The organism is Flavimarina sp. Hel_I_48 (genome assembly GCF_000733945.1).
In the GTDB taxonomy this organism is placed as follows: Bacteria; Bacteroidota; Bacteroidia; order Flavobacteriales; family Flavobacteriaceae; genus Leeuwenhoekiella.
In genome coordinates this window covers 1456935-1469771 of record NZ_JPOL01000002.1, presented here as the reverse complement: position 1 = coordinate 1469771, position 12837 = coordinate 1456935, and the positions used below count along the sequence as shown (strand labels likewise).

Genomic DNA, 12837 nt, shown 5'->3' with positions numbered 1-12837 from the left:
TTTTGAATAAATTGACAAGATTTGCCGGTTTTTGGGGTATTTTAGTGTTGTTTTTGCCGGTTTTTAGCGTTTTTGCACAAGAAAAATCCTCAACGCCACCGGTATTTTTAGAATATACGCACAGTGCCTGGGTAGATTCAATAGTAAAGACCTTAACTCCACAAGAGCGTATCGCGCAGTTATTTATGCTTCCTGCGTATTCCACTCCAGAAAACACAAATGATAAGCCGGTCCTGGATCTCATTAAAAACCATAAAATAGGAGGCATTATTTTTATGCAGGGCGGTCCGGTAAACCAGGTAAAATTGATGAATAGATTCCAGGCAGCTTCTCAGGTACCTTTGTTGGGCGCTACTGATGCAGAATGGGGGCTGGGCATGCGCCTGGACAGTACGATGAGTTTTCCTTACCAGATGGCACTGGGCGCGATACAAGGAGAGGAACTTATACAGGATATGGGCGTGGAGATTGCGCGCCAACTCAAAAACGTGGGATTGCAACTCAATTTTGCGCCGGTGGTAGATGTAAACAACAACCCAGATAATCCGGTGATTAATTACCGTTCTTTTGGTGAAAATAAGGAGAATGTGGCAAAAAAGGGAATTGCCTACATGAAGGGAATGCAACAGGAACAAGTGCTTACCACCGCAAAACATTTTCCAGGCCACGGGGATACCGCGACGGACTCCCATTACGGTTTGCCACAGATCAACCACACTACGCAACGGCTCGATTCGCTGGAACTTTATCCCTTTAAAGCCCTCATAAAAGCGGGCGTGGGTGGCGTTATGGTAGCGCATTTAAATATCCCGGCGATGGATAGTACTGGAGTTGCGTCGACCCTTTCAAAACCCATAATTTCTGGAATTTTACAGGATAAACTGGGTTTTCAGGGACTTATAGTTACTGATGCTATGAACATGAAAGGCGTAACCGTAGGGAATGAAATAGGTGTCGTTGACAAACGTGCGCTGGTCGCTGGTAATGACCTGATTGAATTTACCGAAAACGTAGCAAAAGCGATTAAAGAAATTGAAAAAGCGGTCAAAAACGGCGAAATATCGCAAGCGGAAATTGATGAGCGCTGTCGGAAAATACTCGCCGTAAAACAATGGGTAGGCCTTAACAACTACAAGCCGTTGCCTACTGAAAATTTGGTTGAAAAACTATACACCCCCGAAGCGCAACTGCTCAACCGCAACCTGGTGGAAGCTTCGCTTACCGTGCTTAAAAATGACAAAAATTTAATTCCCCTACGCAAACTAGATACGCTTAAAATCGCATCACTATCCATAGGCAGGGATCAAAAAACAACTTTTCAGCAATCGCTTGATCTGTATGCTAAAGTGAGGCACTTTAATCTTCCCGAGCAGGCAGGAAGTTTAGAAACCAAAATGCTTATGAAGCAGCTCAAGGAATACAATGTGGTGCTTATAGGCCTGCACGATCATAGCCTAAGGCCTCAAAACAGCCTGCGTATTTCCACGGAAGTGCAACAGTTTATAGAGGCTATTTCACAAAAGAAAAATACCTTATTCAGTATTTTCAAAAATCCGTATGTGCTCAATAAACTGGAAGGTATTGAAAACTCTGCTGTGCTCATTGTAGCGTATCAGGATTCTGAAACCACGGAGGAACTGGCTGCCCAACTTATTTTTGGCGGCATCGATGCTTCCGGGAAATTACCGGTAAGTGTGGGAGAGAAGTTTAAAAGTGGCGACGGAATGGACGTAAAGGGCGGTCTGCGTTTTAAATACACGTTGCCCGAAGATGCCGGGATGCATTCTAAAGTGTTGCATAAACGTATAGATTCTCTGATGAAGCAAGCGATGGATGCGAAAGCCATTCCCGGCGGACAAATTTTTGTTGCAAAAGATCAAAAAGTGGTTTTTCACAAAGCCTACGGGCTGCATCAATATAGTGATACGGTAAAAGTAAAAAAGACTGATCTGTACGATCTGGCTTCGGTAACAAAAATATCTTCCGCGCTGCCAGCACTTATGGAACTGAGTGATGAGGGAAAGTTCGATCTGGATAATGGAATTGACGCTTATTTGCCCTCTTTTAAACACTCCAACAAGGCTGGCATTACCTTCCGGCAGATTTTAACGCACCAGGCCCGGTTGCAACCGTGGATTCCTTACTGGAAAAATACCTTGCGCGAGAATGGTAGTTACAAGTGGTACACGTTTAAAAAGGACTCTTCGCGGCGTTTTCCCACTAAAGTAAATGATCAAATGTGGCTGCACCGCAACTACAAAGAGAAAATTTTTAAAGCGATTAAAAAATCGCCTTTGCTGCCGGAAGCAAAATATAAGTATTCCGGTCTGGCGTTTTATCTGTTGCCCACTATTGTTGAAAATATCACCGGCGAAGATTTTCAGGATTATATTCATGCACACTTTTATGACAAACTGGGTGCGGTGACCTTAGGGTATAATCCTTCGGAAAAATTTAAACTGAACCGTATCGTTCCCACAGAACATGATTATCAATTTCGGCATGAGCCCATTCATGGCAGCGTACACGATGAAGGAGCGATAATGATGGGAGGCGTTTCAGCAAATGCAGGCCTTTTTGCAAATGCAAACGATCTGGCAAAACTGATGCAGATGTACCTAAATATGGGAGCGTACGGCGGCGAGCGCTATATTGATCCAGAAACTTTAAAAGAGTGGAGCACGGTACAATTTCCCGAAAATGACAATTACCGCGGCATCGGCTTTGATAAGCCTTATCTGGAATATAAGGAAGTGGATAGCAATACGGCAGAGGATGCAAGCAAAGCCAGTTTCGGCCATACCGGTTTTACGGGCATCATGGTCTGGATGGATCCTGAAAAAGATTTATTGTATCTTTTTCTTTCTAACCGTGTGTTGCCCACACGAGAGAATACAAGGCTTTATTTCTTAAATACACGTACCCAGATTCAGCAGGTTTTATATGATGCAATGGAATAAAACTACATAACTAACCGAAGAATTGCCTTTAAAATGTAAAAGCCCCTGGAATTTTTAAAAATTCAGGGGCTTTCTTAATAAACACCTAATTAAGCATTTTAAACTTTTAAATCACCTTCATTGCTAACATCTGGCTTTTTCCCGGTCACGGCGCCTACGCCCATTTTCAAAAGCGCTACAAATTTGCCGCTTTTCGGTTCCCAGTAATGCGCCTCTTGCGGTTTAACCTGTATTGCGGTAAGGTTGGGATCATTTACACCATCAAACCAGTTATCATCTGTTTTCCCGTAAAATTCTTCCAAAAGTACTTTTTCGGTGCGTATTTCTGCAGTACCGTATATTGTAAGAAATTCCATTCCCGAAGGATCGCTGTAGGTCAAATGTACATCCCCAAAAGTTTTTATATGGCTGTTATGTTCGCTGTCCCTTAGACTCAAAAACCATACAGAACCCATATCATCCACCTTTTTGGTACTCATGGGCACGGTATGAAAAGGAGTGTTTTTTAGATCAGTTGCCATCATGGTAAAATCAATGGATTCTGCCATTTCTTTAATTTTATCTTTCGCCTCTTTGCTGAATAGATTCTTAGTAGACATAGTTTCTTATTTTTAATGAAAAGTACTACTTTATTTCAGAACAATTAACGGTTTTCAAATCCTGAGGCTAATCTTTAAGAATACTTTAATGATTCACTTAATTTTTAAAACAGTCTTTAGATATCCAGTTTTTGCGTATAGACTTTCGCTGTTTTAGGTTCCTGTTTTTTCATGTCGTAATATTTTCCGAAAAACGCATCGCACCACAGGCATACATTACCGGTCTCGATGGCACGTTGCAGTCCTTCTTTTGCTGAAATACCGATGCTTTCTCCCACGCCATAAATGTCACCTTTATTGAGTTTTTGCATCACTTCGTGTTTCGACATACGTTCCAGAACTTCAGAAACCCTTTCTTTGCGGGCGTCGCCCATAGGCACTTTTGTGCCTGGGCAGCAGGGATTGATCTTCCATAACTGGATAGAAAGTTCCTGCATTACGTTAGCATCTTCATGCCCCAGAAACCCACGCGCGCCAGAATGGATCGCACAAAAGTTGTGCGTGCCATCTTTTAACCAAATATCTTTTTCAAGCGCACGGCCACGGGCCCAGTTTCCGCCCAGCCACATATCTTCGGTAGCGCCAAAAAATCCGTAGGAAAGTGGTCTGGAAAGTATATCCTTTTCCTTGGCTTCGGTAGTGATCTTAGGTTGGCCTTCCACAAATTCGATCCCTTTGCTTTCAAATAAACCTGACAGTTCTTCTTTGCGCGCACCTTGCTTTTTATGATAGCGATCTATACTTGCGATAGAAAAACGATCAACCCCCTTTTCAATCAATGTTTGCAGCACTTCGGGATTGAGTAAATCGCCATTAAACTGAAGCGTGACAAAAAGTTTGTTTTTATACTTTTGAGCCAGTTTATCCAGAATCGCGTACAACAATTTCTTGTCAGCCAGCGGTTCGCCGCCGCTTAAAATGATCTGCTTTAAACCACTGGGCAAATTACCGATGATTGCCATACAGTCCTTTTCGGAAATGCGCGTTCCCTGCGGCCCGCTGTTGTTGTAACAATGGTCGCAGTGATCGTTGCAAAGTTGCGTAAACACCCAGTAAATACAGTAATACTCTTCAAAATTGCTTTTCATAACATTTATTTTTAGAACAAAGAAAATAGAACAGAGAATAAAGATTCATGGAACTTTCTTTGTTCTCTTCTCTTTTCTCTCTTCTCTCTTCTCTCTTCTCTCTTCTCTTTTTTGAATCTGTTTCAAATTAAAATCATGTGTTAAGAATTACATTTCTCGCTTCTTCAACCAGTTCTTTTCGCTTTGCCAAATCAATTTCCAGCGGAAGCTGCGCCAGTCCTAAAATACGGCGTAAAATTTCGGCAGCGGTGAACTGTTTTTTCAGATTTTCGTCCAGTTTTGCCTGTTTTTTATACTGTTTTAGGGCACTTTTCACCAGTTTTTCAGGCTGATCTGCCATTTTAAGATGTGCAATAGTGATCCCAATTTCAAATTCCGGCGGACCAAAAAAGCAGAATTCGGGATCGATGATTTTGATACCTTGAGTGGTTTTCAACCAACTTCCGGGAAAATAATCACCGTGTAATAAATGATCCCCATCAGCCAAATAGAGTTCGCCAAGTGTTTTTAATTTACGCTGAAGTTCCGTGTCTTTTTTAAACGTAGCGCCCACAGAGGCAAGTCCTGGTAGGATCGCATCCAGGTCAAGACCATTGTTTTCCATATAGGGATAAACAAAAATATGCTCGTGGTTGAGCGCGCGCATATCGGGATTTGAAATGGGGTTTTCTACAGCTCCTGCCGTTATGTTATGCAGTTGCGCCACGTAATCCATAAGCTGAAAAAGTTCGTCTTCAGCTATGGTTTTTCCCTTTTGGTACAGAAAACTGTAATCTTTACCGCTGCCCAGATCTTCCAGTTGGAGCACATTATTGGTTGTGTCAACCGCGATTAAATTGGGCATCATCCCTTTCAAGTGCGTGTTTTTTGAAGTCAATGCGTAAAATTCGGCCTCCATAAGCGCCCTTTTTTCGGGTGCTTCTACCTGAGGATATTTCTCTACATAACCGCGGCTTTGTTTAATGATAAAGGTGCGTTCACCGGTATCCACGCGCAACGTAAAGTTCATGTTGCCCTCGCCCGGTTTTTCGATGGTGGCGATATATTCTTGCGCTTGTAACCAACCTTGACTTTTAAGGTAGGCTTCGAGTTGGGGTGTGTTTGTGGTGAGTTTTTGCATTTTAATCTTTGTTGCGTCCTGCTGAATTTAGTTCAGCATCACGCTCATGTTATTTCTCTTATGCGACACTGAAATAAATTCACGGCTCATGGATGAATTTTATCAAACGAGAACCGACCATATTTTAGGATTGAAGTGTTATTTTCCAAATTTATGAACATGCATGTTCAATTATTTTTCAAAAAGTTGAGTAGTTTCTTGGGATTTTGCCTATTGTCCCAAAAAGCTATAATTATTATCGCTTCGGCAGCTATTTTGTAGATTATTGAATAATGACCCATTGAAATTGAGCGCATTTCTGCATAATCGATTTTCTTGCCCATTTCCGGATTTTTTTTCAATAATTTGGTTCGCTCTCTTATGGAAAGGTTTAGTTTTCGAGAATAATTTTTACTTTTATTTCGGTTATTCCAATAATCAAAAACATAATTGCGCTGTTTTTTAGCAGTTGCCGTCCAAAAAAGAGCTAATCCATCCATTTAGCATCTTCTTTTTCTAGGTCAGCCTCTGAGATCAAATTGCCATTTTCGATATCTTTTTCGCTCATCATCAGCATTTCCAATTGATAAGAATCTAATTTTAAAGAATCACTTGTTTGAGTAGCGTTAAAAATAGAATCGATCGCAGAAAGTAAATCGGCATTATCTGTCAATAAAATTTTATCAATCAATTGATTTTTTATGTTGGCTAGTGTTTTCATATTCTACTTTTCCTAAAATTCGTCAATTTCAGCTTAAAATCAGTATTTTTTGGCCCGAAAATGGTCTTTAAATCTCAAAAACTCGCCATTAATCTTTCATGATAATCCGCAACCACATCATAACAATACATCACCGGAAAACCGGCATTTTTATCACATAAAAGGTAGTTTTTATATGCTTTTCGGTCGTTTTCCGGGACGGTGTCATCGGGATAAATTTCAAGATGGGCATTCAATTCTTCCATAACCAAATCTTCTGGGGCGCTGATATAGTGACTGGCTAGCACATCAAAAGGATTAAAACCGTCTGCGCCCAGATGTATCCATTGCGCAAGCCAGTTTTGCGATACTTCGGCAAGCCATTTGTTGCCTGCGTCGCCTTGCGCGAGTTGGTCAAGATCTGCCTTTTTTAACCAGACTTTATTCGAGATCTCAAACGGACAAAGAACTACCTTAACCCCGCTTTCAAAGAGTACCCGAAATGCATCGTTATCCAGATCAAAATTAAGGTCCTGCGCACGCCTGCCCTGGTTACCAATGGCGAAATGATCGGTTTCCTTGCGACGACCGGCAACCAGAACAACTTCTTCAATCTGGGTTTTAAGCTCGGGATAACGTAAAAGTAAAAGTGCAATATTCGTTGCCGGGCCAATGGCCAGAACAATCATTTTTTGCTTTTTAAGGGCGCTCGCGAGCGCTTCCACGGCGTCATTGGTTTTTATCTCGTGTAGGTTGAGCGCTTCCGCTGCGCCACTATGAACGGGGATTTTTCCCCCGGCAAATTCCGTGTTCATTTTTTGGCAAAGGGGGAATGCGTTTTCTAATGGCGTATTGCCAAAAACAGCGCTCATTCCCACTATTTCAACATTTTCAGCTTTCATTAATTGGAGGATCGCATACGCGTCATCCACATCGCTAAAGCCTTCGGCGTTGACTCTTTTCATCCCCGCAGCGAGGTCAGTATCTATCCAAACTTGTTTTTTTGTCATAATCATTTCAATTATAATTAAAGAGATATAAGATAGTTTGACGTAGGACATAAGACAATTTTATCTTTAATGCCACATTACCGTATTCTCTCAGCTTTTTTCAATTCCCAGACGCGTCACCCTGAATTAGGTTCAGGGTCTCATCCTAAGCGTAACTAGTGTGATGCTGAATTAAATTTAGCATGACGTACCAGGGTTAATTTTTAGTCTTGAGTCAAAAAGTCTTAGGTCCTACGTCATTTATCCTCCCAAACTCTTCCAATACTTCATTTCCTCCTGCACGCCAGTTTCGGGATCGTTTATAAAATCCTTTTTGTCTTTATAGACCTGTAAATTTCCGGCGCGCATAAAACCGATCTCATCTCCCATGAGTACCGCTTCCTTAAGATCGTGGGTCACAAAAAGCGAAGTGATTTTAAACTCCTGGGTCAATTTCTTAAAGAGTTGCTGCATGCGCTGGCGTGTGCCGGCATCAAGGCTGCCAAAGGGTTCGTCGAGCAAAAGCAACGACGGATTTGTTATTATGGCCCTGCCAAAAGACACCCGTTGCCGCTGTCCCCCCGAAAGCTGCGTGGGCATCTTACTGGCCTGACCATGTAATTCTAGACTCGCGATCATATGATCAACTTTTTCATTGATTTGGGGTTCTGGAATTTTTTTCAGCCGAAGGCCAAAGGCAATATTTTCAAAGGCATTTAAATGCGGAAACAGTAAATCTTCCTGATATAAATACACGATATTTCTTTTTTCTGGACGCGCGTTTGTAACGTCTTCCCCTTTAAGCAAAAGTGTGCCAGAATCAGGTTTTATGAGTCCGGCGATTATTTTTAGCATCGTGGTTTTTCCACACCCAGATTTGCCTAGAATACTCAGCGTTTTATGCGCATCAAGGGTAAAATTGAGATCCTTGACTACATGCTCGTAATTAAAACTTTTTGTGATATGCTGGACTTCAAGAAACATCAAACAAGATTTTTAAATACGTAGCGCTTGTTGAAATACAACAGCACCACGGGTGGAAAAATAAGCAGGCAGCAACTCAGCGCGCCGTAATAATAATTGGCTTCTTTAATAAATAGAAATACTTTTATGGTGAGCGTCTGCACTTTGCCCACGCCAATAATTGAGGTAAGGCCGTACTCGAACCAGGAGATCAAAAAGGTCTGAAAAAAACAGATGAGGAGCATGCTTTTAGCGAGTGGAAGCAAGACCTTAAAAAAGGTTTGCCGTGAAGTACCTCCCAAAGTGGCGACCAGATCTTCATAGCTTTTTATTTTTTTGTTCCAGAAGCTGCCAAAAAAGATCAGCGCGTACGGAAAAGCGACCAGAAACTGCGCCACGATCACACCGGTCACATTCCCAAACAAACCAATTTTCAGAAAGAAAAAACTAAGGCATGCGCCGAAAACCACCGGAGCCAAAACATATGGAAAATAGGCAAAAAGGGTCAAAATCCGCTTGTTTTTATGGTAAAATACCGCTCTACTGATCAGAAATCCACTGATCGTGGAAACCATTCCCACGGCAAGCGAAATAACTACGGAAATGATAAAACTCTGCAATAATCCCGCTTCAGAATTCAAGACCGTAACCCAATTTTTAAAACCAAAATAACCGGGCAGCACATCTGGAAACCGCCAACTTGAAGAAAGCGACAGCAACACCATAAAGATGAACGGGAAGGTTATCAGCAGTACGATCAGCGTTAATATATAAGGTTTCCAGCTAGATTTCATACACTGTTTTTCGTTTTGGTAAAAACAACAAAATGGCGGTTATTGAGACGACGATCGTGTAAATTACAGCGACCACGTAACCTTCTGAAATTTTGCTAAGGTCAAACTGGCGCGTTTCCCTAATGATCAAAACGGAAAGCATCTGCGGCGATTCCTGACCCAAAATGAGCGGCACCTCGTAAGCACCGAGCAAAAAGATAAAATAGAGTGCGATGAGCACCCCCGTTTTCTTCAAAATAATGGGCAAAACCACGCGCCGTGTTACTTGATTGACATTGGCGCCCAGCGCATGCGCAAGAATGGAAAGTTCTTCAATGCGTTCATTTTTATACGCATTCAGAAAAAGCAAAGTGAAAAACGGGACGAGCATGGTGATAAACGTGATTATAATGCCAAAAGCAAGCGAATCGTTCACTAAATCAGGGAACTGCGATGTTTTTTCAATCCAGCCCAACTGAAATGCGATCCGTGCAAAAAAGCCGCCTTTTGAAAATAATTGTATCATGAAAAAACCAGCCACGACCCCAGGAATGGCGAGTGGCAAATACAGCATAAAAGAAAGGAATTTCCTGTCCAGCTCCCTGCGGAACTTCAGCGTCACCCAAAGTGCGCCACCTATGGAAAGCACAAGCGAAACCAATGCAATTGCCACGCTATAACCAAAGGATTTAAGGAATTCCCCAGATATAAAAACCTGTTCCCAAAAGCGGGTGGTAAAACCATCATTCAGAATACCCAGTATGCCAAAACTGTAACCCAGCGCGTACAGAAACGCTGCAAAAAAAGGCACCACGCCAATGATCACAAAAAAAACAATGCCGAGTATGGAGCCTTTATTTTTCAATCACCTGGGTTCTAAAATCTTCATACAGCCGTATCATATATTCCGGGGCGGGTTCTTCAATCGCGTAGTCTTTTAAATCATCCATTTCCAGACCATACTGCCGTTGCGGTGCGTTTTTGAATTTTGTTGCCCATTCTTGTGGCAGGCGCTCCAAGTCAAGGACGGTATTGGAGTCCATACCATTGGCATGCGATTTTTCAAACTGCGCTGCTGGCGAGATCAGGAAATTGATCACCGCCATCGCACCAGCTTTGTTAGGCGCATTGTTCAAAATACCCATATAATTGGCGTTTTTTATCGTACCGTTTTCCCAGGCGTAGGAACGTACGGTTTTGGGATACAAACCACTGACTACTTTTTCTTCAATACCGCCCTCGCTAAAGCCAAAACCCAGATACAGTTCGCCGTTGGCAAGCAATTGACTCATTTTCGTTTGTTCTTTTGGGAACGTTTCGCCTTCTTTCCAGAAATATTTTTTGTTCCGGTTGATATACGCCCACAATTTTGTGGAAAGCCGTTTGTATTTTTCTTCGGAAAATGCGCCGTTGAGGCTGTTCGGACTTCCGCCAAGTTCTGCCAGGAAGCTTTTGAGTTGGGTCATGCCCGAAAAATCGTTACTTATCGTAAACGTGCCGGGATATTGCTTCACATAACTTTCGAGCTGGTCAAGATTGCGCGGCGGACTTGCCACTTTTGCCGAATCGTACACCATTGCCGCCTGGCCAATGCTCCACGGCGCTTCCATACCTTCAATAGGTTGCTGAAAATCTGTGTTGATGTAGCGGTCTTCCAGATTTATGAATTTAATATTCGGCAATTGCTCAATGAAAGGACCCCAGAGTCCGTCTATTTTGCGCAGTTGGAAAGAAGTTTCCCCATTGATCCACACAATATCTACTTGGCCGTTTTCAATACCTGCTTCTGTCTCGCCCATGACCAGTTGTACGATTTCAGGTCCCTGCCCACCGCTTATTTGGAGGTCAATATTAAATTTTTCTTTTACTTGGGGCACCACATAATTGTTCATATAATTATTGATCACCGGGCTGCCCTGCCACATCATCATATTTACGGTAGTTCCTTCCGCTTTCGCCGAAATATCCTCCCAGGAAGCCGTTTTTAGGCCAGAATCGTCAGTTTTCGGCTCGGAATTACAACTTATAAGAAGCATCAGTATTCCAATTATGCTGAAAATTTCAATTGATTTTTTCATGTAATTTATTGTATTCTTTTTGTTATTCAGGTAAAAACCCCTCCGCCTTCGGCACCTCCCCTTGAAAAAAAGGGGAGGAACTCTATTAATAATTAACCAGCAACATTTTCCCCTCCTTGGGAGGGGTTAGGGGAGGATTTCCCACCATACTTTACTATTGATATCATCGCCGCCCATACGCTTTACCGCTTCCTGATAATTGGCGCTGTTTGTCGCTTGTTCAGATTCAGGATATAAATAGCGTGCGGGATAACGGCCGTCGTTTAAATTGTCTGGGCCCGGTTTTAAAGCTGGAATCCCGGTACGGCGAATATTGAACCAGGCTTCATGCCCATTGGTGATGAGGCTGAGCCATTTTTGGGTCAATATTTTAACGAGATCATTATCCCGATTACCGGTAAGCGCTACAGCTTCCTGTTCAAAATAACCGTCAGGAACTTTGGTGCCATAATAATTGAAATTGCCCGCGATCGCATTTTGATAATAGGTTTGTGCGTTTCCGGCAATATACCCGCGGGCAGCGGCTTCCGCAAGGATAAACTGCACTTCGGCGTATTGCATATATTGGCCATTTACACCATCTGGCACATCACGATAAATCGACCCAAACAGCGAAATATCGTTCAAATTGACGTCTTTTTCACTGATAGTTTCCCGGTTCTGACCGTTCAAAAGGCCTTTAAATTGTGGATTTCCATTGGTGACGCTCAATTGGGTGGGTTTGTAAAGGATACTGATGCGGGGATCGTTCCATAATTTCAGAACAGAATCTACCGTTTTTGTCATTCTGTGTTCACCATACGCACCCAGCGCTGCGGTGAAAAATGGAAACTGGTTGGGCGCCGCGCTTAAGTAGGGAACAACTGCATTTTGCTCGTTAGATTCGATCAACATGCCAGAATCTGCCAGCGCCTGCATTTCAGAAAAATCCGTAAGTCGGTTGGAAATACGCAGCAAATAGCGCAGGCGCAAGGAATTGGCGAAACGTGTCCATTTTCCCAGATCGTTATTGAACATTACATCTCCGGCGATGCTGGTATTTGTGTTTTGCAATGTTACTGCAGAGCGTTGCAAAACAGCAAGTATCCCGGTTTCGGGAGCGGTATAAATACTTTCCTGGTTATCATATTTAGGGGTAAATTTTCCATCTTTTGCTTCCAGCGCTTCGGTATAGGGAACGTCGCCCCACATATCAGTAAGTTGGGAAAACAGGAAACTTTTTAATATATCGCCTACCGCGCCATAAGCTTCGTTGTATCCTGCGAGGTTTTCCATGGATTTGAGATCAGTCAACAATAGGAAAATCTGATCCCAATATGCGCTGTTCGATCCCATCTCGTAGCGATCAATACGTTCAAACTCCACACTTGCCGAAAACTGGGCAAGATAATCAGCCAGTAAAAAACCCTGATCATAAGTATTTGCATTGGCCTCAACAGTGATCACATTGGTCAATAAATATTGTGGGTCTACTTCGGGTGGCGAATTGGGATTTTCATTGAGTTCATCAAAATTAGTCGTACAACTCACGCCCATAAGGCACAAAAGACCGAATAAAAATAGATATATAGTTTTCATTTTCTTGCTC

At 42.5% G+C, this 12837-nt stretch carries 12 protein-coding genes; 1 reads left to right on the top strand and 11 read right to left on the bottom strand.

The genetic code is table 11. The features are described 5' to 3' along the window. Nucleotides 1-2: 2 nt before the first annotated feature. Nucleotides 3-2960 (top strand): glycoside hydrolase family 3 N-terminal domain-containing protein, encoded by a 2958-nt coding sequence (locus P162_RS06620; RefSeq protein ID WP_241077740.1) that lies wholly within the window; start codon nucleotides 3-5, stop codon nucleotides 2958-2960. A gap of 98 nt (nucleotides 2961-3058) precedes the next feature. Here the strand turns inward: P162_RS06620 and P162_RS06615 are convergent, their stop codons facing one another. The 11 genes from P162_RS06615 to P162_RS06565 all read right to left on the bottom strand — a co-directional run bounded on the left by P162_RS06615 (nucleotide 3059) and on the right by P162_RS06565 (nucleotide 12827). Then, nucleotides 3059-3559, bottom strand: a complete 501-nt coding sequence (locus P162_RS06615; protein WP_031426467.1) for a pyridoxamine 5'-phosphate oxidase family protein — start codon at nucleotides 3557-3559, stop codon at nucleotides 3059-3061. A 116-nt stretch (nucleotides 3560-3675) separates the two neighbouring features. Further along, entirely contained in the window at nucleotides 3676-4647 is a 972-nt protein-coding gene (locus P162_RS06610) for a radical SAM protein (RefSeq protein WP_051907808.1), read from the bottom strand. Between the two features lie 133 nt (nucleotides 4648-4780). Next, entirely contained in the window at nucleotides 4781-5767 is a 987-nt protein-coding gene (locus tag P162_RS06605; RefSeq protein WP_031426465.1) for a phosphotransferase, read from the bottom strand. Nucleotides 5768-5934: 167 nt separating this feature from the next. Beyond that, nucleotides 5935-6246 carry a type II toxin-antitoxin system RelE/ParE family toxin gene (locus P162_RS06600; RefSeq protein ID WP_031426464.1) on the bottom strand — a complete coding sequence of 104 codons (312 nt, stop codon included), beginning with the start codon at nucleotides 6244-6246 and terminating at the stop codon, nucleotides 5935-5937. Further along, entirely contained in the window at nucleotides 6234-6467 is a 234-nt protein-coding gene (locus tag P162_RS06595) for a hypothetical protein (RefSeq protein WP_031426463.1), read from the bottom strand. Before P162_RS06595 ends, P162_RS06600 begins: the two co-directional genes overlap by 13 nt. Nucleotides 6468-6541: 74 nt before the next feature. After that, entirely contained in the window at nucleotides 6542-7456 is a 915-nt protein-coding gene (locus P162_RS06590; RefSeq protein ID WP_031426462.1) for a nucleoside hydrolase, read from the bottom strand. 240 nt (nucleotides 7457-7696) lie between these two features. Beyond that, nucleotides 7697-8419 (bottom strand): ABC transporter ATP-binding protein, encoded by a 723-nt coding sequence (locus tag P162_RS06585; protein ID WP_031426461.1) that lies wholly within the window; start codon nucleotides 8417-8419, stop codon nucleotides 7697-7699. Further along, nucleotides 8419-9192, bottom strand: coding sequence for an ABC transporter permease (locus tag P162_RS06580; RefSeq protein WP_031426460.1), 774 nt, complete (start codon nucleotides 9190-9192; stop codon nucleotides 8419-8421). Before P162_RS06580 ends, P162_RS06585 begins: the two co-directional genes overlap by 1 nt. After that, nucleotides 9182-10036 (bottom strand): ABC transporter permease, encoded by an 855-nt coding sequence (locus P162_RS06575; RefSeq protein WP_035916918.1) that lies wholly within the window; start codon nucleotides 10034-10036, stop codon nucleotides 9182-9184. Before P162_RS06575 ends, P162_RS06580 begins: the two co-directional genes overlap by 11 nt. After that, nucleotides 10026-11249, bottom strand: coding sequence for an ABC transporter substrate-binding protein (locus P162_RS06570; RefSeq protein WP_031426458.1), 1224 nt, complete (start codon nucleotides 11247-11249; stop codon nucleotides 10026-10028). The genes P162_RS06575 and P162_RS06570 overlap by 11 nt, the downstream gene beginning before the upstream one ends. Before the next feature lie 126 nt (nucleotides 11250-11375). After that, nucleotides 11376-12827: a SusD/RagB family nutrient-binding outer membrane lipoprotein gene (locus tag P162_RS06565; RefSeq protein ID WP_031426457.1), complete on the bottom strand. Its 1452-nt coding sequence runs from the start codon at nucleotides 12825-12827 to the stop codon at nucleotides 11376-11378. Nucleotides 12828-12837 lie beyond the last annotated feature (10 nt).

Coding starts and splice junctions, on each gene's coding strand:
- P162_RS06615 (WP_031426467.1), bottom strand. CDS start 3,559: ATGTCTACTAAGAATCTATTCAGCAAAGAGGCGAAAGATAAAATTAAA.
- P162_RS06610 (WP_051907808.1), bottom strand. CDS start 4,647: ATGAAAAGCAATTTTGAAGAGTATTACTGTATTTACTGGGTGTTTACG.
- P162_RS06605 (WP_031426465.1), bottom strand. CDS start 5,767: ATGCAAAAACTCACCACAAACACACCCCAACTCGAAGCCTACCTTAAA.
- P162_RS06600 (WP_031426464.1), bottom strand. CDS start 6,246: ATGGATGGATTAGCTCTTTTTTGGACGGCAACTGCTAAAAAACAGCGC.
- P162_RS06595 (WP_031426463.1), bottom strand. CDS start 6,467: ATGAAAACACTAGCCAACATAAAAAATCAATTGATTGATAAAATTTTA.
- P162_RS06590 (WP_031426462.1), bottom strand. CDS start 7,456: ATGACAAAAAAACAAGTTTGGATAGATACTGACCTCGCTGCGGGGATG.
- P162_RS06585 (WP_031426461.1), bottom strand. CDS start 8,419: ATGTTTCTTGAAGTCCAGCATATCACAAAAAGTTTTAATTACGAGCAT.
- P162_RS06580 (WP_031426460.1), bottom strand. CDS start 9,192: ATGAAATCTAGCTGGAAACCTTATATATTAACGCTGATCGTACTGCTG.
- P162_RS06570 (WP_031426458.1), bottom strand. CDS start 11,249: ATGAAAAAATCAATTGAAATTTTCAGCATAATTGGAATACTGATGCTT.
- P162_RS06565 (WP_031426457.1), bottom strand. CDS start 12,827: ATGAAAACTATATATCTATTTTTATTCGGTCTTTTGTGCCTTATGGGC.